The following is a 25,027-nucleotide window of genomic DNA, read 5'->3' as shown; positions in this document are numbered from 1 at the left end:
CTCAGGTCCTGGCGGGGGCGCGTCGCCGAGGGTAACTTTCGCGGAACCGCGGAGGATTTCGTGGGACCGCACCCAGCGGGGACCGAGACGACGGGGAAGGACAAGGCCATGACAGGACGAGACAGGGCGCGGTCGGGGGGACGGCGGGCGGTCGGGCTGCTCGCCGCCGGGGCGGCCGTGGCACTCGCCTTGGCCGCGGGGGGATCCGTGAGCCAGGCAGGAGCCGCGACCGAGGCGGACACCGCGAACCAGGCGGCCGCCGCCCAGGCGAAGAAGCCGGCGCCGACCCATTCACAGATCCAGTTGCTGGCGATCAACGACTTCCACGGCAACCTGGAGCCCGCCGGCGGCTCGGGCGGCAACATCAACGGGATTCCGGCGGGCGGCGCGGCGTACCTCGCCACGCACCTGAAGGAGCTCCGCGCGGCCGCGAAGGCCAAGGGGCAGCAGTCGGTGACCGTCGCCGCCGGTGACCTGATCGGCGCCTCGCCGCTGCTGTCGGCCGCGTTCCACGACGAGCCGACGATCGAGGCGCTGAACGGGATGGGACTCGAGGCTGCGTCGGTGGGCAACCACGAGTTCGACGAGGGCTGGCGTGAGCTGCTGCGGATGCAGACCGGCGGCTGCCTGCCGGACGGCGACGGGCAGAACAACCAGAACTCGTGCCCCGACGCGGCGCACCCGTTCGAGGGCGCGACGTTCAAGTACCTCTCGGCCAACGTGTTCTTCGAGAACACCCGGCAGACCCTGTTCGCGCCGTACACGATCAAGACCTTCGAGGACGGCAGGAAGGTCGGCTTCATCGGCATGACGCTGGAGAACACGCCGAACATCGTGACCAAGGCCGGCGTCGAGGGCCTGACCTTCACCGACGAGGTGGAGACGGCGAACGCGCTGGTTCCGGTGCTGAAGGAGAAGGGCGTGGAGTCGATCGTCGTGCTGCTGCACGAGGGCGGGTTCCCGGCCGACCGCACGGCCTACAACAGCTGCCCTGGCATCTCCGGTCCGGTCGTCGACATCAACGCCAACCTGGACCCGGAGATCGACGCGATCATCTCGGGCCACACCCACCAGGGCTACAACTGCTCGCTGCCGGACAAGGACAAGAAGCCGCGACTCGTCACCAGCGCGTCGTCGTTCGGCCGCCTGGTCACCGAGGTCCGGCTGAGCATCGACAACGCGACCGGTGACGTCGACCGGGTGAACACCCTGGCGAACAACCAGATCGTCACCCGCGACGTCGTGCAGGACGCGCGCACGGCCAAGCTGATCGCGAAGTACAAGTCACTGGTCGCCCCGATCGAGAACAAGGTGATCGGCCACATCACCACGCCGTCGGTGGTGCGGACGCCCGACGACTCGCTCGAGTCGCCGCTGGGCAACCTGATCGCCGACGCGCAGTTGGCCGACCCGTCGGTGGTGTCCGGTGGGAAGGTGCCGGTCGCAGCCTTCATGAACCCGGGCGGCATCCGCGAACATCTGCTGTCGAACAACGGTGAGGTCACCTTCGGACAGGCGTTCACCGTGCAGCCGTTCAACAACTTCCTGGTCTCGATGGACATGACCGGCACGCAGATCAAGGCGCTGCTGGAGCAGCAGTTCTCCGGCGTGAACGGGCCGGAGGCGGAGAAGTACAAGGTGCTCCAGGTCGCGGGCATCACCTACACCTGGAACCCGACCGCCGCGGCGGGATCCAAGGTCGTGGCCGGCTCGATCAACATCGGCGGGCAGCCGCTGGTGGACGGTACGACGTACCGCATCGTCACGAACAACTTCCTGTCGGACGGCGGTGACGGCTTCCCGGCGTTCACCACCGCCACGAACAAGTTCTTCGGCGGGCTGGACATCGACGCGTTCGCCAACTACCTGACCGCGCACGACCCCTACACCCCGGTCGCCACCGACCGGATCTCCGTCGGTTCCTGAGCCCAACCGCTGACCGAACGAGGGCCGGTGCGCCGCCATCAGGCGCGGCGCACCGGCTTTTCGTTCTCGTCAGGGTGCTGGTACCTTGCGTACTCAGGCACTTACGGAAGGTGAGGTATGGCGCACGTTGCTCCGACCTCGCATCGGCGGGCCACCAGGGCCTCACATCGCGGGCATCGCAGCGCGGACGGGCCGGTGCAGATCACCAGTTGGCTCGGGTTGACCCTCGCGTTCGTGGTGGGGTGGGTCCTCACGGCGCAGTCGCACGTCGGCGTTCACGCCGCCGGAGTCACACTGCTCGTGATGCTGGTGCCGGTCACGGCCGGGGTCTTCGTGGCGGCGTTCCGGCAGGGCGCCGGGTCCTGGAAGGCGGCGCTGGCCACCGCGGCCGCGCTCGCGTTCACCCTGCTCAAGTTCTTCCTGTAACGCCGTCAGGACTTCGCTTCGGCGGGTTCGCGCGTGCTGGGCGCCGGCGGGACGACGAAGCGGTAGCCGACGTTGCGGACCGTGCCGATCAGCGCCTCGTGCTCGGGGCCGAGCTTGGCGCGCAGCCGCCGTACGTGCACGTCGACCGTCCGCGTACCGCCGAAGTAGTCGTAGCCCCAGACCTCCTGGAGCAGTTGCTCGCGCGTGAACACCCGCCCCGGGTGCTGCGCGAGGAACTTGAACAGCTCGAACTCCTTGTACGTCAGGTCGAGCGCCCGGCCGTTGAGCTTCGCGGTGTACGACGCCTCGTCGATCACCACGTCGCCGCTGCGGATCAGCGTCGACTCGGGCTCCTCGTTGCGGGTCGCGGCGAGGCGGCCGATGACGAGCCGCAGCCGCGCCTCGATCTCGGCCGGGCCGGCGGTGTCGAGCAGTACGTCGTCCGCGCCCCAGTCGGCGTTGACGGCGGTCAGGCCGCCCTCGGTGACGACCAGGATCAGCGGTACGTCGATGCCGGTCGTCCGGATCAGCCGTGAGGCGCTCCGGACGGCGACGAGATCCCGCCGCGCGTCGAGCAGCACGGCGTCCGCGTCCGGGGCGTCGACCAGTGCGGCGACCTCGGCCGGCAGGATGCGGATCTGGTGCGGGAGCAGGGCGAGTGAGGGCAGCACCTCGGTGGAGGCCTGCAGCGCGTTCGTCAGCAGCAGCAACGTGCTCACGCCGTCTCCTTGTGCTGATCATCGGACCCTGCGCCAGCGATCCGGTCCTCGTGCGCGACAGGCCCCGACGGCGTCGTTGCCGGGGGCCTGGGACACACTGGGTCTAGCAGCAAGCTGACATAATACCGGAAGACTTAACGGACGAGTGAGGCGCGGACCAGATGCCGGAAGTGACCATCAGGTACTTCGCTGCCGCGCGGTCGGCCGCGGGCGAGTCGTCGGCGACCGCGGAGGCGGGGTCGATCGGCGACCTGGTCACCAAGGTGTCGAGCGACAGGCCGGAGCTCGCGCGGGTGCTGTCGATCTGCACCTTCCTCCTGGACGGTGAGCGCGCCGACCCGAGTACGCCGCTCACGCAGGGCGCCGTCGTCGACGCCCTTCCGCCCTTCGCGGGTGGCTGACTAGGACTCCCCGGGAGGTACATTCATCGCCGTGGCGATGGAGTCGGGGACGCTACTCACTACGGTGGGGCGGGCGGGGGTCCTGTTCGGGAAGGCTTGGCCGCGCCTTCTCGCGGTCTTCCTGGTGGCGCAACTGGCGCACCGGGGTCTGCAATGGGTGGCAGTACAGGCAGGAGCCAAGGCCGAGGCGGCCGGCATCGCCGTACTGGCCATGCTGGTGATGGTCTCGCTCGCGATGTACGTGAGCATGTTCCTGGTCCTCCGCGGCGAGCTGCCGTTCCACCGGCGGGCGGTCACCGAAGGCACGCTGGCCCCGGACGGCATGGAGCCCGGCAGAGAACACCGGCCGCTCGACGCGATCGCCGCCGCCCTGCTCCCGTTCCTGGCGTTCTACGCGGCCTACAAGTTCCTCCAGAACGAGGCGCTCGACTACGAGTACCAACTCGCCGCCCACAAGGCCAACGAGACTGTGGCCACGATTCTCGGCGGCGGTACGGTGCCGCAGCAGTCGGAGGGCCTGCAGTCGCTGTCGACCTGGTTGTTCATCGGCCTCGGCGTCACGGCGTACCTGCTCCGCTTCGCGTTCAAGAAGTGGAAGAAGGACGAGGAAGGCCCGGTCCGCAAGCTCTTCATCACCTACCTCGAGGCGCTGTGGATCTTCGTGGTGGCGTACCAGGCCACGTCCGTCATCCCGCCGCCGATGACCTGGCTGAAGGAACGCCAGGCCTGGCAATGGCTGCAGGACGGCTACGCCTGGGTGCTCGACCATCTGCTCGGCGTCAACCAGGTGCGAGAGGTGTGGGACACGGTCACCGGTTTCGTCGCCGCGGGCATCGCCGACCTCTGGGACGCAGCCGTGCTGCCGTTGATGTGGATCACGATGACCGCGGTCATCTACGGACGCGTGGTGCGCAAACCCGACAAGCCGCGCTGGCGCTTCGACCGCCTGACCCACCGCTGGCAGCGGACGCCGCGGATCGTCCGCGTCGCCGGGAACTCGATGGTTGCCGACTGGAAGGACCGCTGGACCCCTGTCGTGGAGGCGTTCCGGCTGGTCGTCCGCTCGGGGCTGCGGCCGATGCTCGGCTACTTTCTCGCCTGGGCGATCGTCACGTTCGCCGCGAGCGCGGTCTGGATCGTCCTGAAGCTGTGGGTCCTCGGACCGCACACACTGCAGTTCTGGCTGGTCGTCGACGAGCCGCTGACCCTGGTCACCGACGGCCTCAAGATCATGCTGCAGGTCAGTCTGCTCGCCGCGGCGTACGACCGGATGATCGGCGGCCTGGCCGGCTACCTCACCCCGCGCACCCGTGCGGTCCACGAGCAGCCGGCCGGCGACCACGGCGTCACGGACCTGAGCGCGGCTACCTCGGGAATGCCAGGTACTGAGGCAACTTCGTAGCCCACGTGATCGTCGGTTGCACAGTCCCGGCGACAGACGACGGTACGACGAACACGGCAACCGTCTCGAACGGCTTCCCGGCCACTGGCTTCAGGTAGTGCTGCGCCGCGGCACCACGCCAGCTCGACGGCTTGTCGTCGGTCCCGCCGGTACAACCGGTCGGACGGTCCTGGTAGTCGCCCGCAACCGTGGTCTCGTCCCAGATCCGGCCGTCCGGCGCGCGCAGGTGCATCCGGCAGCCGCCGAGGCCTTCGAGCGCGGACAGGTCGTCCACCTGCAGCCGGAAGTACACCCGGATCCGCGTGGTTCCGTCGGGCAGCGCATCCTGCGTTCTGCGCTCCGACGACTGCGGGTTCTGCTCGACGCTCGCGGCGTACCAGGTGGCGCCGTTGTACGACGTCCCGCCCGCCGACACCAGCACGGGATCGCGGGGCTCGGCGTCGTACCAGGACTTGTAGTCGCTCCGCGTGGTCCACCAGCCGGCCAGCGGAATCGCCACCACCAGGGTCGCGAGCGCGGCAGTGTTCTTCCGGAACCAGCCGCGGCGGGCCCGGCGCGCGCCACTCACGTGTCGCTCGCAGCAGTCAGGTCGACGACGTCCCGCACCTCGAGCGGGTCCGGTCCGAGCGGGACCGTGATCTGTGGCTCGAGCTCGTTCATCGCCGACTTCTCCATCACCTGCAACGTTGCCCCGGGCACCTTGTCGGCCGGCATCTCGACCACGAACGAGCCGCGGACCGGAATGCCCGGCGCGAACTCGGTCCCGGTCAGGTCGACCCGGTCGAGGCCGCTGCGGTTGGCGCCGAGATAGGTGACACCGTCGGCGGCCCTGATCCGGACGTCGAAGATGTGCATCGGCTCCCGGTTGGCGGTGACGGTCGCGTCGACGACCACGAAGGCGGTCAGCGAGTCGCGGTCCGGCGCCGCCCGCGGGATCCGGAGCTTCTTGCCGGCCCGGACGTCGTCGACGGTCAGGTCGAACCGCGGGGTCTGCACCGCACGCCCCACGGCACCCTTCACCGGGGTCGGATCCTGGATGTCCTGCTGGGTCGGCGTCAGCCGGTACAGGCCGACGATCGCGACCAGCACGGCCAGTGTGAGGGCGACGTTGAGCAGTGTGCGGCCCCTCACTTGGTGTTGTCCTTCACCTTGACTGTGCTGTCCGCGACGATCTTGTCCGGCAGCCACTTCTCGTGGTGGTCCAGGATCGAGTCGGCGACGTGCTCGTAGCCCTGCACGGTGAGCCTGACCTCGGTCGGGAGCGCGCTCGCCTTCGGCAGCTTCCAGACGTAGGCGACGTCCTCGGCCGCGTCCGGGGTGAGCACCGGGTTCATCGTGGCGTCCCTGAGGTTGGTGGTGCCGAGCGGGCGGTCGGTGTCCTTCACGCCGGGGACGCCGATCAGCCGGACCAGGTCCGACGGCGGCACCGTCCCGGTGTCGTCGGTGACCTTCAGTTTGGTCACCACCGCGATCAGGACGCCACCGTTGTCCGGGGTGAACAGCGGCTTCAGGTCCTTCACCACGACGACCCGCTGGACAGTCACCTCGAAGCGGCCGGTGTCGATCGCGGTCCCCGCCTCCACCTGCGGCGTCTCGTCGTCGGCTTTCTCGAGTCCGCCGAAGACCGCCGAGATCGCCAGCAGTACGGCGCCGGCGCTGAGTGCCCACGTCCGGACCGAGCGTCCCCGCACCTTGAGGTCCTGGAACTCCGGAAGCTCCTCCGGCTGTTCAGACCCCCCGCTCCCCGTTTCCCGCACGCGGGCAAGCGTAGCGAGGGAAGGGGGCCTCTCAGTCGTGCGGGCGGCCGCGGAGGCGCTTCGTTTCGCCGCGGCGTTTCTTGTCGTCGAGCCGGCGCCGTACCGACGCCTTGCTCGGCTTGGTCGGCCGGCGTTTGCGGGGCGGCGGAGCGATCGCCTCCCGCAGCAGCTCCGCCAGCCGTTCGCGCGCCGCCTCCCGGTTGCGCCACTGCGACTTGTACTCCGACGCGGCGATCGTCACCACTCCGTCCACCAGCCGCGACTGGAGCCGCTCGAGCGCCCGCGTCTTCAGTACGTCGCTCAACGCCGACGTACCCGCCACGTCGAAGCTCAGCTCGACCCGGCTGTCCGTGGTGTTCACCGACTGCCCGCCCGGCCCGCTCGATCGCGAGAACCGCCACGCAAGCTCTGCCTCGGGAATCACCACCCCGGACCGTACGGTCACTCCGCTCTCCACAGCTCCATTAGACCGGAGCACAATCACCAGATGGATGCCTGTGTCTTCTGCGGCCTCATTTCCGCCGACTCGGCCCGCTGGATCGCCAAAGAGGACACCGCGGTCGCGTTCCTCCCGCTGCCGGGCGAGGAGATCGCGCCGGGGCACACCCTGGTCGTTCCGCGTCGTCACACGACCGCAGGTCTGCTGGACGCACACCCGGACGATCTGGGCCGCGTGGTCGACCTGGCCCAGCGCATCGCACAGAAGATGGTGGACAAGCTGGGGGCGACCGGCGTGTGCCTGCTGAACGCCAGCGGGCCGGACTCCGGGCGCAGCGTCGACCACCTCCATCTGCACGTCGTGCCGCGGTACCCCGGGGACGGTGACGACTGTCTGCCCTGGCCGACCGGCCGCTCCCGGCACCGGCTCAGCACGGATCCACAGGTGCTTCTCAGCACGTGAAACGGGCGGTTGAATCATGAACGGCGCGTCGTACCGTTGGTAGCTGTGAGCCTGGGACTGTGGGTACTTGCCGGCGCGGTAGCTGCCGGTGTGGTGCTCAGTGCGCTCAAGGCCTGGGTCGATGGGCGGTTTCGCGGGAAGAGCGAGGACGACGTGGAGCGGGTGACGGCCGCCGAGCTGGGCGGGGAGCTGGGCGAGCGGGCGACGCTGCTGCAGTTCTCGTCGGCGTTCTGTGCGCCGTGCCGCGCCACGCGGCGGACGCTGGCCGAGGTCGAGACCATGGTCGACGGTGTGCGCCACGTCGAGCTGGACGCGGAGTCGCACCTGGAGCTGGTCCGGCGGCTGGACATCCTGCGTACGCCGACCACGCTGGTGCTGGACGGCACCGGTGCGGTGGTGAAGCGCGCCAGCGGAGCGCCCCGGAAGCCGGACGTGATCGCGGCGCTGGCAGTTGCGATGGACCGCCAGCCGAGCTGACTGCGTCCGGTACTTGCCACCGGATGGCCAACGGACCCGGGGGTAGGCAAGACTCTCCCGGTGAGCTCTCAAGCAGCAGGTTGGTACGACGACCCCGAGGACCCGTCGCAGCAGCGGTACTGGGACGGCAACGCCTGGACGGATCAGCGTCGCCCGCAGCAGGGGCCGCCGCCGTTCCAGGGGCAGTTCGGCCAGCCGCGGCCGGCTGATGCCCCGAGGTACGGACAGTCCGCCCAGCACGGCCAGGTGTTCGGCGGCGCACAGCCGAGCCAACCGCAGTACGGCCAGCAGGGTCAGCCGCAGTACGGCCAGCAGCAGCCGCAGCACGGCCAGCAGGGTCAGCCGCAGTACGGGCAGAACCAACCGCAGTACGGGCAGCAGAGCCAACCGCAGTACGGACAGCCGGGGCCGCCGCAGTACGGGCAGCGGATCGAGCCGGAGCCGCCGCAGTACGGGCAGCGAGTTCCGCAGCAGGGCGGCTACCAGCCCTACCCGCAGGGCGGCTACCAGCCGCACCCGCAGGCCGGTCAGGGCTTCGGGTACCCCGGGCAGCGGCTCAACACCACGCCGGACGGCCGGCAGCTCTCCGGCTGGTGGCGCCGGGTGTTCGCCAAGATCATCGACAGCATCATCGTCTGGATCATCGGCCTCCCGCTGACCGGCTACTTCTACTACCAGTACTCGCAGTCGCTGGTGGACTACTTCGTCGACACGATGCGGGCCGCGGAGGCCGGTACGCCGGCGTCGACCGCCACGCTGCCGCCCGAGGTCTACAAGTGGATGATCCCGGCCACCCTCATCGGTTTCGCGGTGTCGTTCGCGTACGAGTACCTCTTCCTCACGAAGAAGGGCGCGACGCCGGGCAAGATGGCCCTCAATATCAGGGTCCACTACGTACCGGCTGTCCTGACGCACGGCACCGAGATCCCCGCCACGCCGCCGGGATCGGCGGTGGCCAAGCGCTACGGCCTGCAGATCCTGTTCAGCGTGGCCGGGCTGATCCCGCTGGTCGGCACGCTGGCCAGCTTCGGCGCGCTGCTCGACTACCTCTGGCCGCTGTGGGACGACAAGAACCAGGCGCTGCACGACAAGGTCGCGTCGACGTACGTCATCCGTACCTGACCGTCCTCGGCCTGATTGTCCGCAGTGTGATCAGTTGTCTCACGGAATGGGACCAGGGGCGGCAGGCCCGCCCAGGTTCCGTAGTCTCGATCCGTGGTTTACACGACATGGCTGACGAAGCGCAGGGCAGTGGACAACTGCCGCGTGCGCTCTTCGCTGTGTCGTCGCCGCTGACCAGGCGGCGTCCCGAGCGCTGCGGAACCGGTCGCTGAGCACGGTTCCGCGTACGTCGCCTCCCGCATACCCGGGCGGGGTCCGGCTCGACATCCTCCTTCACCGGGAGTCGTCATGTCCGAACAACAGACGGCACACAAGGTCGACCCGCGGGGTCTCCGGTTCGCTGCCGGCGTCACCACGGTCGTCCTCGCGCTGACGCTCGTACTGAACAGTCCCTGGCCGCTCGCGGTGCAAGCCGTGGTGTTCGCGATCTCGGTCGCGTTCGGCGTCCAGGCGTCGCCGTACGGGCTGCTGTTCAAGCGGCTGGTCCGCCCCCGGCTGGGCCCGCCGAAGGAGCTGGAGGACGCGGCCCCGCCGCGGTTCGCCCAGCTGGTCGGCCTGGTCTTCGCGGTCGCCGGTCTGGTCGGGTTCCTGACCGGCGCCACCGTGCTGGGAGTGGTCGCCACCGGATTCGCCCTGGTGGCCGCGTTCGTGAACGCGGCCGTCGGGCTCTGCCTCGGTTGCGAGGCCTATCTGCTGATCCACCGCATTCGTACGCCATCCACCGCTACCAACTGAGAAGAGGCAGCACACATGAGCAGGGAATCCGCGCTCGTCTCGGCCGACTGGGTCGAGGAGCACAAGACTGACGACGGCGTTGTCCTGATCGAGGTCGACGAAGACGTCTCGGCGTACGACGCCGGCCACATCGCCGGAGCGATCAAGCTGGACTGGAAGGACGACCTGCAGGACCCGGTCCGGCGGGACTTCGTGAACAAGGAGCAGTTCGAGGCGCTGCTGTCCGAGCGCGGCGTCAAGAACGACGACACGGTCGTGCTGTACGGCGGCAACAACAACTGGTTCGCGGCGTACGCGTACTGGTACTTCAAGCTCTACGGCCACGGTGATGTCCGGCTGCTCGACGGCGGCCGCAAGCGCTGGGAGCTGGACAGCCGCGAGCTGACCGACGAGGTCGTGAAGCGCGACGCCACGGAGTACAAGGCGAAGGACCCGGACCTGACCATCCGCGCCTTCCGCGACGAGGTCGGCGAGGCCATCGGCGTGAAGAACCTGGTCGACGTCCGGAGCCCCGACGAGTACGCCGGCCGGCTGCTCGCGCCGGCGCACCTCCCGCAGGAGCAGGCGCAGCGCGCGGGCCACATCCCGACCGCCGCGAACATCCCGTGGAGCAAGGCGGCCAACGACGACGGCACGTTCCGCGCCGACGACGAGCTCAAGCAGCTGTACGCCGACGCGGGTGTGGACTTCGGCAAGGACACCATCGCGTACTGCCGGATCGGTGAGCGCTCGGCGCACACCTGGTTCGTGCTGCACGAGATCCTCGGCCAGGAGAACGTGAAGAACTACGACGGATCCTGGACCGAGTGGGGTTCGCTGGTCGGCGTACCCGTTGCCCTCGGCGACGAGCCCGGAAAGGCCTGACACATGTGCGGAGCGAAAAAGGGCGGCCTCGACCTCAAGGGCGTGGACGTCGACAAGGAAGCCGTGATCCAGGGCCAGGTGCTGCGCGGCGAGGAGCCGGTCGGCGGCGCGTACGTGCGGCTGCTGGACTCCTCCGGTGAGTTCACCGCGGAGGTGCCGACCTCGGCGACCGGGCACTTCCGGTTCTTCGCGGCGCCGGGCAGCTGGACGCTGCGCACGCTGGCCCCGAAGGCCGACCCGGTCGACCGCCAGGTGGTCGCGCAGTACGGCGAGGTCGCGGAAGTGGCCGTCACCGTCTGAGCTGTCGTTCGTTACAGAAGGTGCCACCACCACCCGACGGTGGCCCACCCTGAAGTAAGCACCGAGGGGCCCGGACCTTGCGCGTCCGGGCCCTTCGGCATGCCCGGGAAGGCTTGCGGATCGTGGGTTTCGGGTCATCGCAGCCGGGTTACGGCCGGACCCCGGAAATCTCGTGGAGCGAGCGGCAAGGTAACGGTTTGGTCTCGGAGCGCGGTCGGCTCGTCACCTACCGCAATCGACTGAGTTGTGTCTGTGTCCTGACCCGCACTTCGGGTCACGTCATCACTCAGGGAGGAGGGGTCAATGCGACCCCGCATCGGATACAAGAAGCTCGCTGCCGTCGGAGTTGCGGCGGTTGTCGGCGTGGCTTCTACGATCGCGCTGACCTCGGGTTCGGCATCCGCCTCGCCGGTTTTCGGATACAGCGGTTACTCGTACGGCACCGACGTCCAATCCGGTCTGGCGAACAGCGGCCCGCAGGTCGTCAGCAAGTTCGGCTGCACCACCGACGCCAACAAGGCTGACAAGAACGACCTCGCCACGGCGAACGTGAACAACCAGGCGATCGCGCGCTCGGTGAAGACCGACACGCACGCGTTCAACGACAAGAGCGGGACGGGCGTCACCAGCAACGCGTCGGCCGTCGACATCAAGGTCGGCAACCTGCTCACGCTGACCGGCGTGAAGACCACCACCACGTCGAAGTACTCGAAGGGCCAGCTGTCCTACACCGGCTCCACGACCTTCGCGGGTGTGAAGATCGGCGCGATCTCGGTGCCGTCGCTGCTCAACCCGAAGCCGAACACCAAGGTCGCCGTTCCGGGCCTCGGCTACATCGTGCTGAACCGTGTCGGCGGCGTGAAGACCGGTTCCGGCATCTACTCGTACGCGCAGGCGGTCGTGCTGCACGCGACGGTGAAGAACCAGTACATCCCGCAGGGCGTCGACGTCGCGGTGCTGAAGACCCGCGCCGAGATCTCGAAGCCGGCGACCGCGCTGGTCATCGGTGACGCGTACGGCACGAAGGCGCAGGCCGACAAGCTGGTCGTCTCCGGCCCGACGTCGCTCCAGACCACCTGCCAGGGTACTGAGGGCAAGACGGTCAAGGTCGCGGTCGGCGAGCTGAACATCCCGAAGGTCGCCTACGTCGGCGGTGTCTACACCACCAAGAACGGCGCCATCGGCGAGGGCAAGTCCTACATCAACTTCACCTCGCACGTCGCGGGCGTGAAGGTCGGCACCCTGTCCATCGGCGCGGTCGAGTCCTCGGCCTCGGCGTGGAAGACCAAGGACGGCAAGGCCGGCGTGAGCTCGTCCTCGAGCATCGCCTCGATCAAGGTCGGCAACAAGACGTACCCGGTGAAGACCGGCGAGAACCAGACCCTGGAGATCCCGGGTGTGGCGAAGCTGACCTTCAACCAGGTCATGCGGCAGAAGCGCTACATCTCGGTGAACGCGCTGGTCGTCGACGTCTACAGCCTGAACACCAAGGTCATCGTCGGCCACTCGGCCGCGGGCGTCGTCAGCTGATTTCAGCAGACCCCCTCTGAGTCGAACCTCACCGACCCAGAACACCCGGCCCCCGGATCCCCTGCGGATCCGGGGGCCGGTTCGTTGTCAGGCGTCGAGGATCAGCGTGACCGGGCCGTCGTTGGTGAGGGAGACCTGCATGTTCGCTCCGAAGACGCCGCGTTCGACCTTGGCGCCGAGGGCTTCGAGGGCCGCGCAGAACGAGTCGTACAGCGGCTCGGAGACGGGGCCCGGGGCGGCGGCGCTCCACGACGGGCGGCGGCCCTTGCGCGTATCGGCGTACAGCGTGAACTGGCTGATGGCGAGGATCGGGGCCTGCTCGTCGGCGGCGGAGCGTTCGTCGTGCAGGATGCGGAGGGTCCAGATCTTCGCGGCGAGCGCGGCCGCCTTCTCCGGGGTGTCGTCGTGGGTGACGCCGAGCAGGACCAGCAGCCCGGGTCCCTCGATCGCCCCGACCACCTCGCCGTCCACGCTGACCGACGCCTGACTGACTCGCTGTACTACGGCTCTCATGTGCACTGTATATATGCCACGACTCCGTCGCGGCGGGTCATGGGGTCTCGCGCGGAAGATCGTCCGGTCATCGAACCGTCTGACCGGACGATATCTCGTTTCCGGACCCGATCTGGCAGGATTCGTCCATGGCGTCGACTCTGATCACTGTTGCTCCCACCGGGGCCGAGACCGCGAAGGCGGACTGCCCGGCGTTGCCGACCACGCTCGACGAGCTGGTCGAGACCGCGAAGCGCTGTGAGGCCGCGGGAGCGGCGATGATCCACATCCACATCCGCGACGGCGAGCACAGGCCGACGCTGGACCTGGGGCGGCTGACCGACACGGTCGCGGCGGTGCGGGAGAACACCGCGCTGGTCGTTCAGCTGTCCACGGGCGGTGCCGTGACGGATCCGTACGAGGACCGGTTGCGGGTGCTGGATGCCGCGCCGGACTCCTGCTCGTTGACGATGGGCACCGTGAACTTCGGCGACGACGTGTTCATGAACCCGTGGCCGTTCGTCACGCAGCTCTACCAACTCACGCAGGAGCGGGAGGTCGTTCCGGAGTTCGAGCTGTTCGACCTCGGGCACGTCGTCGCGCTGCACCGGCTGCTGGACAAGTACGGCCTGCCGTACGGCGGTCGCGTGCACTGTGACCTGGTGATGGGCGTCCCCGGCGGCATGCCCGGTACGGCGGACGCGCTCGTTGCGGCCGTCAACGCCCTTCCCGACGCCGTCACGTCCTGGTCCGCCACAGGCATCGGCCGTACGTCGTTGACGGTGGCGCTGGCCGCACTGTCGAAGGGCGGCAACCTCCGGGTCGGGATGGAGGACACGCTGACGCTGGCGAAGGGGCATCCCGTCACGCACAACGCCGAGCTCGTCGAGCGCGCGGCCGCCCTGGCGACGCTGGCTCAGCGGCCGCCGATGTCGCCGGACGAGGCCCGCGACCTGCTCAACGTGAAGCGCTGAACGACGTAGCCGATCACACCGCCGGCCACGATCGTTGCTTCGAGCAATAACCAGTCGCGGAGATAATCGCGGGGGAGCACGGTCGGATTCGGCCCCTTGCCCTGACGCAGCAGCAACGGCACCGCGATCAGACTGGTGATCCCGACGTACAACACCGTCGTCCGCACCGCACCGACTGTCCGATGCCGCCCCGGCCCGGTCGACCAGCGCGTGACCATCCACCCGACACCAACGGTCAACGGCACCAGCACGAAGTCATCCACCACCACCGCGCCGGCCAGCCACAACGGCAACCGCACCAACGCTCGCCCGTCCAAGGCAGTGGTCAACTCCCAACCACCCCACAGAGCCATCACCACCCCGGCGACGAGTAATCCGATCCGCAGCCTCACCCGACAACCTCCAGCCGATGAACCCACTTGGTCTGCAACACCCCTGGCCGATTAGGCGCAATGATCCGCGCCGGAAACCCGTGGTCGAGGGCCAGCTCGGAGCCATTCAGCCGCAACGCCAGCAACGTCAACGGATCAGCCGCGAACTCCTCCGGCAGCTCACTCGTCGCATAGAACCCACCCTTCTCCATCGACACCACCCGCACCCGGGACTCCTTCGGAGCACCACAGAGCTCGAGCAGGTCCCGGATCCGCACCCCCTCCCACCGCGCGCCCTGACTCCACCCCTCGACGCAGGCGATCGGCAGGCTGGAGCGATTCTGCGGAAGACGCCGGAGCTCGTCGAGCGTGTAGGACAGTTGCCGCGGGCCCACAATCGTCAGCCGCCAGTTCGCGTCGATCCCGGTGACGCCGGCCGCTTCCGCCGTACGGTTCACCGGCAGGCCTTGCGGACCGACGTTCGGCTTGCGCGGTGCGAGGACGGCGACCGGGCCGAGCGGCGGCGCGGACTGTCCGACCGACGTGATGCCGACGAGGGTCGCGGCGCCGGCGACCGTACGGAACAGGCCGCGGCGGGTGAGGCCGGTGACGTCCGGCGGCAACGACTCCGGGGTGAGTTCCGGCGTACGGCGCCAGTGGGCGCGGATCAGCGGGAGCTTGACGGCGACGTGGACGAGGAGCGCGCCGACGATGATCCACGCCAGCGCGTAGTGGGTCTGGCGGAACGGGAACGGCCACGGATACCACTGCACGGTGTTGAGGAAGCCGATGAACAGTTCGAGCGCCATCGAGGACACCAGTACCAGGATCGACAGCCGCTCGATCGTCGGCCCGACGGCCTTCGGGTTCAGCTTGGCGAACAGCTTCGGGTAGACGGTCCACAGCTTTGCCAGCAGCAACGGGACGGCGACGGTCCCGCTGAGCACGTGCAGGCCCTGCGTTACGCGGTACAGGTTGGCGGGACGGCTGGGGAACTGCAGCCAGGCCGGGCCGTCCTGCTGGAAGTGGCTGTAGAGCCCGGTCAGGAAGCAGACCGCCACGGCGATCCCGAGCCAGCGGCCGATGACGGTCGCCACCCGCGGGTGATGCAGCGGCGACGGGAACGACTTCTCCGTCGGAGGTGCCGGGAGCTTCATGGTTCTACTACAACCCCGCCGGCGGCTGGTGGACGCCGTTGTGCGGTTACTGCTCGCGAACGGCGTACCCGGAACCAGTTATCCACAGGTCTGCGTCTGTACGGCTGCTGGTGGTACCGGTCGGGGCATACTCTGGGCGAACTTGACGGAAGGAGTGGCGGAGTGAAGACGCAGGAGCGGTCGTTCGACGATGACGAACGCGCAATGGCGGATCTGGCCGAGGTCGTCGACTGGCGGCCCGTCTGGGGCCCGCCGGAGACCGGGATGGATGCGATCCGCGCCCTGGTCAATCGCGTCACCGCCGCCACCGGCTGGCGCCCGTGGGCGCCGGGCAACATCGATCCCGATCGGTACACCTGGGGTCTGGTGACCCAGCGCGAGACGGTGATGCTCGTGCTGCCGGACGCCGTCCTGCCCGAGAGCCCGCGCAGCGGCTGGTCGGCGTACGAGATCGGTCCGTCGGAGCTGCCGCAGGCCGAGGAAGGGCTCGACACGTACTGGCCCGGCCAGCTCGAGCTCGCCCGGCGGCACTGGGGTCCGCCCGTGTACGTCGGCCCCGGGGACGACCCGCGGGTGCCGCTGGAGTGGCGGGGCCGTCGCCGGCATCTCGCGGTCTGGCTGCGGCCCGGAGCCGAGTTCCACCTGTACGCGTCTCAGCCGGCACCCGGCGAAACCGCCGCCGGCTTCGGGTACTCCGTCTATGCGAACGAGGTGGCGTGATGTCGACTACAGGCGACGAGGCTACAGACGAACTCTTCCAGTATCTGCTCGCCGCGTATCAGCGCGTTCGTCAGGTAGTGCGTCAGGGAAGCCGGCTGGCCCAGAATCTGCTCAGTCGCTTCCAGCGAAAGCGCGTCTCGCTCGAGGACTCGGTGTCCCGCGGGAGGTGGGACCCCGAGGCCGATCGGCTGATGCGGCGGACCGACGGGCCCAACCGAACCCGGGACATGGAGCGTGTGGCCGAGCTGGCTGCCGCGAACGCCGATCTCGAGAACCAGAACCGGGCCCTCGAGGAGCGGAACGAGGAGCTGAGGCGCCAGCAGGACCAGGAACGGAACAACGACCTCGACCGGGACGGCATCCCCGACGATTACCAGAATCGAACCGACCTCGACCGGGACCGCCGCGACGACTCGACCGAGCGCCGGGACGAGAACGACCAGCAGAACGACAACGCCAACGACCGCGACGGCGACGGCGTGGACGACGCGGCCCAGCGGCGTGCGGCGGATCGGGCGCAGGCGGACGAGGAACGCCGCAAGCGCGAGGATCCGGACCGCCAGCAGCAGCAACGCGAGGATGGGATCGATCCGGCGACTGCCGCGGGGGTGGCGGCCGGCGGTGCGGTCGCGGCGGAAGCGCTCGACGACGAGCTGGACGATCGGCAGCGCGAGCAGGCCGAGCAGGATCAGCGGGATCAGCAGTCCGAGCAGTCCGAGCAGGCTGAGCAGGACCGCGACGGGACCGGCGAGCAGCAGGACCCCGCGAACGGGGCCGACAACCAGCCGCAGGCCGAGGCCGACAACGAGCAGCAGCCGAGCCCGTACGTCACCGACGAGGCGGACCGCGCGCAGGACCCGGCCCTCGACAGCCAGGACCCGCAGCTGGACTCGGAGGTCGACAACGCGCTGGCCGATCCTTCGCAGGAGGCCCCCAGCCCGTACGTGACGGACAACCCCAGATTCGAGCAGGCCAACGAGTCCCAGGAGCCACAGCTGGACTCGGACCTCGACTCGGACCTTGACGCGGACAACGAGTTCGGCGACTCGGAGCTGGCCACGGACGGACAGCAGACCGACCTCGACGCCCAGAACGACGGCGTCAACCCGTACGTAGCCGACGAGGGGCGCGCCACCGAGGACCTGTCACAGGACGACGTCAACCCCTACGTCTCCGACCGCGACACCGAGGCCCTAGACCAGGACACCACCGACCTGGACCAGGCCGAGACCGGCCAAGACCCCCAGCAAACCGAGACCCCGCAGCTGGACACCCAGCAGGTAGACCCGCAGCAGGTGGACCCGCAGCAGGTAAGCACCCAGCAGGTCGACGCTCAGCAGGTCGACGCTCAGCAGGTCGAGGCTCCGCAGGTGGACCCGCAGCAGGTCGACACGCAGCAGGTGGATGGGCAGCAGGCGGGGCAGGGGATGCAGGCGGGTGGGCAGGATGTCGGCCAGGTCGCGCAGCCGAAGGGGCCCGATACGCAGAAGATCGCCCAGGCTTCCCAGACGGCGGTGAACGAGACGGCGGACCTCGGCCAGGACGGACAGGACGGTCAGGCCCAGGGCAGACAGGGCACGGACGGCCAGGGCCGGCAGAGCCAGCGGCGTCCGCAGGAGCCTCCCATCGAGGAGCCGGTCCTCAACGAGGCGCGCGCAGCGAACCAGAACCGCACCCCCGGCCAGGACCTCCCACCCCAGGAGAAGGCCGACCTGAACAGAACGACGCAGTCCGGCGTTGGACCCGCCGCAGACGCGCCCAACTACCAGGAGAACGCGGCGACCAGCGAACGCCCGGGCACCGCAGGTCAGCTGGCCCGCGACCGCACAGCCGACCGCGACCGAGGCCGCAACGACGACGGTGGCCTCACCCGCCGCTGACCGAGCCATCCACACCCGCCAAGCGCAACGGCCGGTCAGCCCTCACAACATGCGCTGACCGGCCAAACCCCGCCCAAGGCCACCCGTCGGCCACCGCACAAGCCTCTCTCGCCGGCCGCCGCGCGCGGTGGGACTCGGGCGCTGGCTTGTCTGCTGGCGCCCGCACGCGGATGCGCGCTAGTAGACGATCGCCTGGGCGTTGTCGGTGAGGATTTCCTCGGTGAAGGCGGGGGCGCCGGCAACCCGGATGCCGGGGAGGAGGTCCGATTCGGTGAGGTTGCGGCGCTTCGCGCACTGGGTGCAGACGGTCAGTTGGCCGCCTTCGAGCACCGCGGTGAGGAGGTCGCTCAGCGGTGCGGCGTGGGGGAGTTCGAAGGTCTCGGCCCGGCCGGGGACGGCGAACCAGACCGCCTCCCCGGTCAGCCAGAGGGAGACGTCAGCGCCGGCGGCGACGGCGGTGGCGGCGACGGTGAAGGCCTGGTTGGCGCGCTCGGGCTCTTCGGCGCCTGCGGTCAGTTTGATCACCAGCGTGCGGGACATCACGCCACCGTAGCCGAAGGCCGCCGTACGCATCCTCTAGACTGACCAACGTGCTGCACGTCGTCTTCACCACGCTGCTGGTCCTGGTCTGTGTGTTCATGGGCTGGTTCTCGGCGTTCGTCGTCTACCGGCTGTACCGCGGCCGCGGCACGAACTGAGTGACCCCATGGCGTTCGAGATCCCGCAGGACCTGCACCCCGACCTGATGCCGCTCGCGTGGCTGCTCGGTCGCTGGGAGGGCCGCGGGCACGGCGACTACCCGACGATCGAGAAGTTCGAGTTCGGGCAGCAGATCGACTTCACGCACAACGGCAAGCCGTACCTGCACTACGTCAGCCAGACGTTCGTCGTCGGCGAGGACGGTACGAAGCAGCGGCCGCTCGCGGTCGAGACCGGGTTCTGGCGCCCGCAGCCCGACAACAAGGTCGAGCTGATCCTGGCGCACCCGACCGGGATCGCGGAGATCTGGTACGGCGACATCGACGGCGCCAAGATCGAGCTCCGGACGGACGTCGTGGCCCGCACCGTGACCGCCAAGGAAGTCACCGCCGGCCACCGCCTCTACGGCCTCGTGAACGGTGAACTCCTCTGGGCCTACGACATGGCCGCCGAAGGCCAGGCCCTCCAGCCCCACCTGTGGGCGACCCTCGTCCGCGCGAACTAACTTTCGGCGACCCAGGAGTACTCGACCTTCGGCCGCCCGCTGCGTCCGTCGTAGCGTTGCGTCCGTAGCGCCTGTCCCTGGTCTGCGAGGTGCTCGAGGTATCGGCGTGCCGTGATCCGCGACGTACCCAGCGACGTCGCGATCTCCTCCGCGGTCCATCCTTCCCGGTTCGCGAGCAGTTGCACGACGCGATCCAGCACCCCGCCCGCAAGCCCTTTCGGGACCGACGAAACGGTTGCCGGATGCAACAACCGGTCGACCTCGTCCTGATCCGCGACGACCTCACCCAGTGAGGCGGCCCGGCGTTGCCGCGCGTACGCCGTCAACCGGTCCCGCAACGTCTCGAACGCGAACGGCTTCAGAACATACTGCACAACCCCGATCCGCGCCGCCGCCTGCACCGCCGCGACCTCCCGCGCCGACGTCACCGCGACCACGTCGGTCTGGTTGCCGAGGGCACGCATCCGCCGTACGACGTCCAGCCCGTGCCCGTCCGGCAGGTGCATGTCGAGCAGCACCACGTCCACGTCCCCGCGCGCGAGCACCTGCAGTGCACGCCCCGCAGTACCGGCGATCCCGACGCACGCGAACCCGGGCAGCCGGTCGACGTACGTGCGATGGGCCTCCGCGGCGACGGGATCGTCCTCGACGACGAGCACGCGTAGGTCAGGCACTGGCGCTCACCGCCCGCGGCAGCCGCACCCGCACGGTCAACGCCGGTACGTCGGCCAGTTCGGAGTCCGGATCCACCATCAGCGAACCCTGCCACCGCTCGACCGTGCTGCGCACCAGCACGAGGCCCAGCCCGTGTCCCGGCTCGTCCTTCGTCGTCCATCCACGCTCGAACATGTGCGCCAGCTCCACCGACCCCAGCTCGGCGCCCGTGTTCGTGACGATCAGGTCAATGGCATCCGCGGTCGTCGCCGCCCGGAACTCGACCTTCCGCGGCGCGGGCCCGCCGCGCGCGGCCTCGATCGCGTTGTCCAGCAGGTTTCCGACCACGGTCACCACGTCCTGCGCCGGCAGCCGGGTGTTCAGCGCCTCACGGCCGAGGTCGAGAGTCAGTACGACGCCCCGCTCCTGCGCCTGCGACAACTTTGCCAACAGCAACGATGCGAGCACGGGATCGCCGACCGTGCCGACGACCCGGTCCGTCATCGCCTGCGCGAACTGCAGCTCCGACACCGCGAACTCCCGTGCCCGTTCAGGTTTCCCGATCTCGATCAGGCTGACGACGGTGTGCAGCCGGTTCGACGCCTCATGATTCTGTGCCTGCAGCGATTCCGCCAGGCTTCGTACGGCGTCCAGCTCGCCGAGCAAGCGCTGCAGCTGCGTGTGGTCCCGCAGCGTGACGATCCGCCCGCGCCCGGACGGCTGCTGGTTCACGACCACGACGCCCTGCGCGCCGAGGTACAGCTCGTCGTACGCCCTCCGCCCGGTCGCGAGCAACTCGGCGAGCGGGGCGCCGAGATGAAGCTCCGCGGACGGCGTACCGGGCACGACCTCGCGGAGACCGAGCAGCGTCAGCGCCTCGTCGTTCGCGAGCTGGACCCGGCCGTCGAGGTCGAGCAGGATCAGCCCTTCCCGCGCCGCATGAAGCACGCCCTCGTAGAAGTCGAGCATCCGCGCCAGCGACTGCGTCCCCACGCCCCGGGTGGCCCGCCGTACCCGCCAGGTGACGAGCGCGTTGCCGGCGATCGCGACACCGAGCATGAGACTCGCGATGCCGAGCATCGACCGCAGGTCCAGCCGGGCCAGTTCCCACCAGTTCGGCGCGGGGATCCCGCTCGCGGCCTCGTCGCGCAGGGCCTGTGCGCGCGAACGGCTGACCATCACGATCCACACCATCGCTATGAGTACCGTGACCGTGACGGTCTGCAACCAGAGAACCTGGCGGCGCAGCTCCCACGGCCGATGCTTCATGCCGAACAGTCTGCCCCCTCCGGTGCGCAGCGAACGATATGAACGAAACGCGCGGTTCTCCTGTGCGTCACGTCACAGTTACTCACCAAGTCCCCCATCACCCCTCCGCCAGGCCGATACAGGGAGTCCCACCAATGTCGAGCCCGACAGAACCCCGCCCGACTCCGGTTCGCAACGACCGGACCCATTTCCTCTACATCGCCGTCATCGTCGCCGTCCTGCTCGGCATCGGTGTCGGATTCCTGTTCCCCGACTTCGCTGTCGAGCTGAAACCACTCGGCACCGGCTTTGTGAACCTGATCAAGATGCTGATCAGCCCGATCATCTTCTGCACGCTGGTGCTCGGCATCGGCTCCGTCCGGCAGGCCGCCAGCGTCGGCAAGGTCGGCGGGCTGGCGCTCGTCTACTTCCTGGTGATGTCGACGGTCGCGCTCGCCATCGGCCTCGTGGTCGGCAACATCGTGCAGCCGGGCTCGGGCCTGGGCCTCACCGACAAGCTCCGCGAGGCCGGCCAGAAGCAGGCCGCCGGGGCGCACGAGAGTACGAGCGACTTCATCCTCGGCATCATCCCGAAGTCGCTGCTGTCCTCGCTGACCGAGGGCGAGGTGCTGCAGACCGTGCTGGTCGCGCTGCTCGTCGGGTTCGCCCTGCAGGCGATGGGCTCGAAGGGTCAGCCGATCCTGGTCGGCATCGGTCACATCCAGCGGCTGGTGTTCAAGATCCTGTCGATGATCATGTGGACCGCGCCGATCGGTGCGTTCGGCGCGATCGCTGCCGTCGTCGGTGCGACCGGCGCGGACGCGCTGGTCAGCCTCGGCAAGATCATGCTCGCCTTCTACGTCACGTGCCTGCTGTTCGTGATCGTCGTACTCGGCACCATCCTGCGCCTGGTCACCGGCATCTCGATCTTCCAGCTGCTGCGGTACCTCGGCCGGGAGTTCCTGCTGATCGTGTCCAGCTCGTCGTCGGAGACCGCCCTGCCCCGGCTGATCGGCAAGATGGAACACCTCGGCGTCGACAAGTCCGTCGTCGGTATCACCGTGCCGACCGGCTACTCCTTCAACCTCGACGGTACGGCGATCTACCTGACGATGGCGTCGCTGTTCATCGCGGAGGCGATGGACACGCCGTTCTCGATCGGTCAGCAGATCTCGCTGCTGCTGTTCATGATCGTCGCGTCGAAGGGCGCCGCCGGTGTCACCGGCGCGGGCCTGGCCACGCTGGCCGGCGGTCTGCAGTCGCACCGGCCGGAGCTCGTCGACGGCGTCGGTCTGATCGTCGGCATCGACCGGTTCATGTCCGAGGCGCGTGCGCTGACGAACTTCGCCGGCAACGCGGTCGCGACCGTCCTGGTCGGGCACTGGGTCGGCGAGTTCGACAAGGAGCAAGCGCGCCAGGTGTTCGCCGGCGACGACCCGTTCGACGAGGTCGCCTTCGCAGCCGGTGACACCCACGCCGGCGACGTACCGCAACACACCGCCGCGGGCGGCGACAGCCCGGCCCACTAGCCACCTTCCACCCCTCCCAGCGCTGCCCGCCGGCCACAACCGGCGGGCAGTGCTGTGTCTACTTCCCGTTCAGCATCTCGACCACGGGCGCCAGGTCCTCGAGGTAGGTCGAGTTGACGCTGATGTACGACGTACCGAACTCGTCCCTGCGCCGCTGCAGCTCGTCCGCCATCTCCTGCGGCGTACCGCGCAGCATCATCAGCGAGTCGCTCGCCTCGAGCACCTCGGGCTCGACGCCGGCCGCGCGCTTCGTCCACGGAGGCAGCTCACGGGTCCCGGCCGCGAACAGGTTCATCGCCAGCTCGATGTCGTCGGCGCGCGATCCGGCCAGCTCACGCAGGTCCCGCACCAAGCGCAGGACGTCGGCGCGTGGTGTCATCGCATCCTTCGCCAGCGAGACGATGTCGGCCCGGGCCGCCGCCAGCGCGAGCGCCCGCGGTCCGCCGGCCGCCAGCATGATCGGCGTACGGCGATCCCCGGCGAGCTTCGCCAGCTGGTCCAGGGTCTCGCGCACCTGGTCGCGGCGCTCCTTCGCCGAGCCCCACCGCAGCCCGATCTCGGCCGTCTGCTGCTCGGCGTCCGGACGTCCGGTGCCGATGCCGAAGTCGAACCGGCCGTCGGTGAGCACGGTCAACGTGTGAGCCTCCCAGGCGGCCGCCCGCGGAGTCCGGAGCGGAGCGGCCACGACGAACGTGCCGACCCGGATGTCCGCGACCGCCGCGGCCATCGCGAGTGACGGGAACGGCGACGGCAACTGCAGCCCGTCGGGCATCAGCACGGTCGAGTACCCGAGCTCCGCCGCCCGGCGTACGGTCGTCATCCACTCCTCACCGGTCCGCGGACTGCCCACCACACCGAACCGGAATCGTCTCTCGCTCATCACCCTGCTCCCTCCGACTGTTTGACGATTCCAGCGTCGCGGCACCGGGGGACTGTCCACATCCCACGGTGGGAGGCGATCCCCGTACGCCGCTCGACGTACTCTGGTGACATGTCACGCAACCGCAGCCCCCTCCTGGACCATCCTGGCGCGGTCGAGGCCGACGGACCCGACGCCGGCGTCGCCGCGCATTACGGCTCCGACCTGCGCGAACAGCGCGCACTGGTCGCGGGTCAGGCGTTCGTCGACCTGTCGCACCGCGACGTGGTGACGATCAGCGGCCCGGACCGGCTGACCTGGCTGCACGCGTTGACCACGCAGTACTTCGAAGGTCTGAAGCCCGGTACGTCGACGACGGCGCTGCTGCTGTCGCCGACGGGGCACGTCGAGCACGTGATGTACGGCGTGGACGACGGGGAAACGTTCTGGTTGCACACGGAGCCTGGTGCGGCCGCGGCGTTGGTGGAGTGGCTGCAGAAGATGGTGTTCATGTCGCGTGTCGAGATCGCGGACGTGACCGACGACTACGCGATCGTCTGGCGACCGGGCGCCGCTGCCGGCGAGCATCTGACCCGGAGCGGCGAGGATTCGCTGGGCGGTCACGAGGTGTTCCTGCCGCGCGGCGAGCTGACCGGTCTGGAGGGTCCGGCGGCCGGCGTCTGGGCGTACGAGGCGCTCCGGATCGAGGCGGGCGCACCGCGGTTCGGCCTGGACAGCGACGAGCGCGCGATCCCCAACGAGCTGGGCTGGCTCGGCGTCGGCGTCCATCTCAACAAGGGCTGCTACCGCGGCCAGGAAACGGTCGCCCGCGTCCACAACCTCGGCCGCCCGCCGCGCCGTCTCGTCCGCCTGCACCTGGACGGCTCCGTCGACCACCTCCCGGCGCACGGGTACGCCGTCCGCGCCGGCGACAAGCAGGTCGGCTTCATCGGCTCCGCCGCTCGCCACCACGAACTCGGCCCGATCGCCCTGGCCCTGATCAAGCGCAACGTGGACCCGTCGGCCGCCCTCGAGATCGTCGCCGACGACCAGCCCACCGTCACCGCCACCCAGGAGCTCCTGGTAGACCCCGAGGTAGGCCTCCACGTCCGCTCCCGGCTGTGAGGGGACACGGGGTAGGAGAAAGAAGGGGGTTGTTCGGAGGCCCAGGGGAGGCATTCAAGGAAGAGATGAAGAAGGAAGCAAAGAGAGCAGAGATTCAACAGCGGTTGCTCTCCGGTGCGCAGGTGGAGGTTGGCTGCGCGATGCCGACCTTGATGCTTACGTCTGGAGCCAGACGCCGATCTGGCTCGGTGCCGCCGTACAACGACGCTGTGCGGCGTGCTTGGGCCCTGCCGGAGGAAGAGCTGGTGACGAGG

Annotated in this window: 29 protein-coding genes; 17 read left to right on the top strand and 12 right to left on the bottom strand. The window is 69.0% G+C overall.

What is annotated here, in order from left to right; genetic code table 11:
• Positions 1 to 108 precede the first annotated feature (108 nt).
• Entirely contained in the window at positions 109 to 1,926 is a 1,818-nt protein-coding gene (locus BJY22_RS01065; RefSeq protein ID WP_167203311.1) for a bifunctional metallophosphatase/5'-nucleotidase, read from the top strand.
• Positions 1,927 to 2,043: 117 nt separating this feature from the next.
• On the top strand, positions 2,044 to 2,352 hold the full coding sequence (locus BJY22_RS01060) for a hypothetical protein (RefSeq protein ID WP_167203310.1): 309 nt from the start codon (positions 2,044 to 2,046) through the stop codon (positions 2,350 to 2,352).
• A 5-nt stretch (positions 2,353 to 2,357) separates the two neighbouring features.
• On the opposite strand, the gene BJY22_RS01055 is transcribed toward BJY22_RS01060, so the two are convergent.
• Positions 2,358 to 3,071 carry a winged helix-turn-helix domain-containing protein gene (locus BJY22_RS01055; protein WP_167203309.1) on the bottom strand — a complete coding sequence of 238 codons (714 nt, stop codon included), beginning with the start codon at positions 3,069 to 3,071 and terminating at the stop codon, positions 2,358 to 2,360.
• Between the two features lie 161 nt (positions 3,072 to 3,232).
• Here BJY22_RS01055 and BJY22_RS01050 point away from each other — a divergent pair, with 161 nt between their 5' ends.
• Together BJY22_RS01050 and BJY22_RS01045 are read left to right on the top strand one after the other, a co-directional pair.
• Positions 3,233 to 3,472: a MoaD/ThiS family protein gene (locus BJY22_RS01050; RefSeq protein ID WP_167203308.1), complete on the top strand. Its 240-nt coding sequence runs from the start codon at positions 3,233 to 3,235 to the stop codon at positions 3,470 to 3,472.
• Positions 3,473 to 3,509: 37 nt separating this feature from the next.
• Positions 3,510 to 4,874, top strand: coding sequence for a hypothetical protein (locus tag BJY22_RS01045; protein WP_238350624.1), 1,365 nt, complete (start codon positions 3,510 to 3,512; stop codon positions 4,872 to 4,874).
• On the opposite strand, the gene BJY22_RS01040 is transcribed toward BJY22_RS01045, so the two are convergent.
• Genes BJY22_RS01040 through arfB form a run of 4 tightly spaced genes read right to left on the bottom strand, consistent with a single transcriptional unit; the run spans position 4,837 to position 7,076 of the window.
• A complete protein-coding gene (locus tag BJY22_RS01040; protein ID WP_167203307.1) occupies positions 4,837 to 5,442 on the bottom strand; it encodes a hypothetical protein in 606 nt (201 codons plus the stop codon). The genes BJY22_RS01045 and BJY22_RS01040 overlap by 38 nt on opposite strands.
• Positions 5,439 to 6,005, bottom strand: coding sequence for a DUF4352 domain-containing protein (locus BJY22_RS01035; protein ID WP_167203306.1), 567 nt, complete (start codon positions 6,003 to 6,005; stop codon positions 5,439 to 5,441). Before BJY22_RS01035 ends, BJY22_RS01040 begins: the two co-directional genes overlap by 4 nt.
• Positions 6,002 to 6,631, bottom strand: coding sequence for a hypothetical protein (locus tag BJY22_RS01030; protein ID WP_167203305.1), 630 nt, complete (start codon positions 6,629 to 6,631; stop codon positions 6,002 to 6,004). The genes BJY22_RS01035 and BJY22_RS01030 overlap by 4 nt, the downstream gene beginning before the upstream one ends.
• A gap of 31 nt (positions 6,632 to 6,662) precedes the next feature.
• Entirely contained in the window at positions 6,663 to 7,076 is a 414-nt protein-coding gene (gene arfB, locus BJY22_RS01025) for an alternative ribosome rescue aminoacyl-tRNA hydrolase ArfB (protein WP_337757941.1), read from the bottom strand.
• A 42-nt stretch (positions 7,077 to 7,118) separates the two neighbouring features.
• Here arfB and BJY22_RS01020 point away from each other — a divergent pair, with 42 nt between their 5' ends.
• The 7 genes from BJY22_RS01020 (at position 7,119) to BJY22_RS00990 (ending at position 12,560) form a co-directional block, all read left to right on the top strand.
• Complete coding sequence (locus BJY22_RS01020; RefSeq protein ID WP_167203303.1) at positions 7,119 to 7,532, top strand: HIT family protein; 414 nt, start codon at positions 7,119 to 7,121, stop codon at positions 7,530 to 7,532.
• Between the two features lie 45 nt (positions 7,533 to 7,577).
• On the top strand, positions 7,578 to 8,009 hold the full coding sequence (locus tag BJY22_RS01015; RefSeq protein WP_167203302.1) for a thioredoxin domain-containing protein: 432 nt from the start codon (positions 7,578 to 7,580) through the stop codon (positions 8,007 to 8,009).
• A gap of 60 nt (positions 8,010 to 8,069) precedes the next feature.
• On the top strand, positions 8,070 to 9,131 hold the full coding sequence (locus BJY22_RS01010; RefSeq protein WP_167203301.1) for an RDD family protein: 1,062 nt from the start codon (positions 8,070 to 8,072) through the stop codon (positions 9,129 to 9,131).
• A 288-nt stretch (positions 9,132 to 9,419) separates the two neighbouring features.
• Positions 9,420 to 9,866: a DUF4395 domain-containing protein gene (locus BJY22_RS01005; RefSeq protein ID WP_167203300.1), complete on the top strand. Its 447-nt coding sequence runs from the start codon at positions 9,420 to 9,422 to the stop codon at positions 9,864 to 9,866.
• A gap of 15 nt (positions 9,867 to 9,881) precedes the next feature.
• Positions 9,882 to 10,730: a sulfurtransferase gene (locus tag BJY22_RS01000; protein ID WP_167203299.1), complete on the top strand. Its 849-nt coding sequence runs from the start codon at positions 9,882 to 9,884 to the stop codon at positions 10,728 to 10,730.
• 3 nt (positions 10,731 to 10,733) lie between these two features.
• Positions 10,734 to 11,030, top strand: coding sequence for a DUF1416 domain-containing protein (locus BJY22_RS00995; protein WP_167203298.1), 297 nt, complete (start codon positions 10,734 to 10,736; stop codon positions 11,028 to 11,030).
• 363 nt (positions 11,031 to 11,393) lie between these two features.
• Positions 11,394 to 12,560: a choice-of-anchor P family protein gene (locus BJY22_RS00990; RefSeq protein ID WP_337757940.1), complete on the top strand. Its 1,167-nt coding sequence runs from the start codon at positions 11,394 to 11,396 to the stop codon at positions 12,558 to 12,560.
• A gap of 87 nt (positions 12,561 to 12,647) precedes the next feature.
• Here BJY22_RS00990 and dtd read toward each other — a convergent pair whose 3' ends face one another.
• Positions 12,648 to 13,073 carry a D-aminoacyl-tRNA deacylase gene (gene dtd, locus BJY22_RS00985; protein ID WP_167203296.1) on the bottom strand — a complete coding sequence of 142 codons (426 nt, stop codon included), beginning with the start codon at positions 13,071 to 13,073 and terminating at the stop codon, positions 12,648 to 12,650.
• A 128-nt stretch (positions 13,074 to 13,201) separates the two neighbouring features.
• On the opposite strand from dtd, the gene BJY22_RS00980 reads away from it, so the two are divergent.
• Entirely contained in the window at positions 13,202 to 14,026 is an 825-nt protein-coding gene (locus BJY22_RS00980; protein WP_167203295.1) for a beta-keto acid cleavage family enzyme, read from the top strand.
• On the opposite strand, the gene BJY22_RS00975 is transcribed toward BJY22_RS00980, so the two are convergent.
• Together BJY22_RS00975 and BJY22_RS00970 are read right to left on the bottom strand one after the other, a co-directional pair.
• Positions 13,969 to 14,418, bottom strand: a complete 450-nt coding sequence (locus tag BJY22_RS00975; protein WP_167203294.1) for a hypothetical protein — start codon at positions 14,416 to 14,418, stop codon at positions 13,969 to 13,971. The genes BJY22_RS00980 and BJY22_RS00975 overlap by 58 nt on opposite strands.
• On the bottom strand, positions 14,415 to 15,554 hold the full coding sequence (locus BJY22_RS00970; protein ID WP_167203293.1) for a molybdopterin-dependent oxidoreductase: 1,140 nt from the start codon (positions 15,552 to 15,554) through the stop codon (positions 14,415 to 14,417). The genes BJY22_RS00975 and BJY22_RS00970 overlap by 4 nt, the downstream gene beginning before the upstream one ends.
• Positions 15,555 to 15,716: 162 nt before the next feature.
• On the opposite strand from BJY22_RS00970, the gene BJY22_RS00965 reads away from it, so the two are divergent.
• Both BJY22_RS00965 and BJY22_RS00960 read left to right on the top strand, forming a co-directional pair.
• The gene (locus tag BJY22_RS00965; protein WP_337757939.1) at positions 15,717 to 16,274 is read left to right on the top strand and encodes a hypothetical protein; all 558 of its coding nucleotides are present in this window, start codon (positions 15,717 to 15,719) and stop codon (positions 16,272 to 16,274) included.
• A complete protein-coding gene (locus tag BJY22_RS00960) occupies positions 16,274 to 18,154 on the top strand; it encodes a hypothetical protein (RefSeq protein WP_167203292.1) in 1,881 nt (626 codons plus the stop codon). Before BJY22_RS00965 ends, BJY22_RS00960 begins: the two co-directional genes overlap by 1 nt.
• Positions 18,155 to 18,331: 177 nt before the next feature.
• Here BJY22_RS00960 and BJY22_RS00955 read toward each other — a convergent pair whose 3' ends face one another.
• Positions 18,332 to 18,694 carry a DsrE family protein gene (locus BJY22_RS00955; RefSeq protein WP_167203291.1) on the bottom strand — a complete coding sequence of 121 codons (363 nt, stop codon included), beginning with the start codon at positions 18,692 to 18,694 and terminating at the stop codon, positions 18,332 to 18,334.
• 166 nt (positions 18,695 to 18,860) lie between these two features.
• Between BJY22_RS00955 and BJY22_RS00950 the strand changes: the two genes are divergently transcribed.
• Positions 18,861 to 19,358, top strand: coding sequence for a heme-binding beta-barrel domain-containing protein (locus BJY22_RS00950; RefSeq protein ID WP_167203290.1), 498 nt, complete (start codon positions 18,861 to 18,863; stop codon positions 19,356 to 19,358).
• Here the strand turns inward: BJY22_RS00950 and BJY22_RS42790 are convergent.
• Complete coding sequence (locus tag BJY22_RS42790; RefSeq protein WP_167203289.1) at positions 19,355 to 20,032, bottom strand: response regulator; 678 nt, start codon at positions 20,030 to 20,032, stop codon at positions 19,355 to 19,357. The genes BJY22_RS00950 and BJY22_RS42790 overlap by 4 nt on opposite strands.
• On the bottom strand, positions 20,025 to 21,281 hold the full coding sequence (locus BJY22_RS00940) for a sensor histidine kinase (protein WP_167203288.1): 1,257 nt from the start codon (positions 21,279 to 21,281) through the stop codon (positions 20,025 to 20,027). The genes BJY22_RS42790 and BJY22_RS00940 overlap by 8 nt, the downstream gene beginning before the upstream one ends.
• Before the next feature lie 134 nt (positions 21,282 to 21,415).
• On the opposite strand from BJY22_RS00940, the gene BJY22_RS00935 reads away from it, so the two are divergent.
• Entirely contained in the window at positions 21,416 to 22,789 is a 1,374-nt protein-coding gene (locus BJY22_RS00935) for a cation:dicarboxylate symporter family transporter (protein WP_167203287.1), read from the top strand.
• Positions 22,790 to 22,847: 58 nt separating this feature from the next.
• On the opposite strand, the gene BJY22_RS00930 is transcribed toward BJY22_RS00935, so the two are convergent.
• Positions 22,848 to 23,669 carry an LLM class flavin-dependent oxidoreductase gene (locus tag BJY22_RS00930; RefSeq protein WP_167203286.1) on the bottom strand — a complete coding sequence of 274 codons (822 nt, stop codon included), beginning with the start codon at positions 23,667 to 23,669 and terminating at the stop codon, positions 22,848 to 22,850.
• A 111-nt stretch (positions 23,670 to 23,780) separates the two neighbouring features.
• Between BJY22_RS00930 and ygfZ the strand changes: the two genes are divergently transcribed.
• Positions 23,781 to 24,773 carry a CAF17-like 4Fe-4S cluster assembly/insertion protein YgfZ gene (ygfZ, locus tag BJY22_RS00925; protein WP_167203285.1) on the top strand — a complete coding sequence of 331 codons (993 nt, stop codon included), beginning with the start codon at positions 23,781 to 23,783 and terminating at the stop codon, positions 24,771 to 24,773.
• The last annotated feature ends 254 nt before the right edge of the window (positions 24,774 to 25,027 follow it).

It is taken from the genome of Kribbella shirazensis (assembly GCF_011761605.1).
GTDB classification, from domain to species: domain Bacteria; phylum Actinomycetota; class Actinomycetes; order Propionibacteriales; family Kribbellaceae; genus Kribbella; species Kribbella shirazensis.
This window is presented reverse-complemented; position numbering and strand designations above follow the sequence as displayed.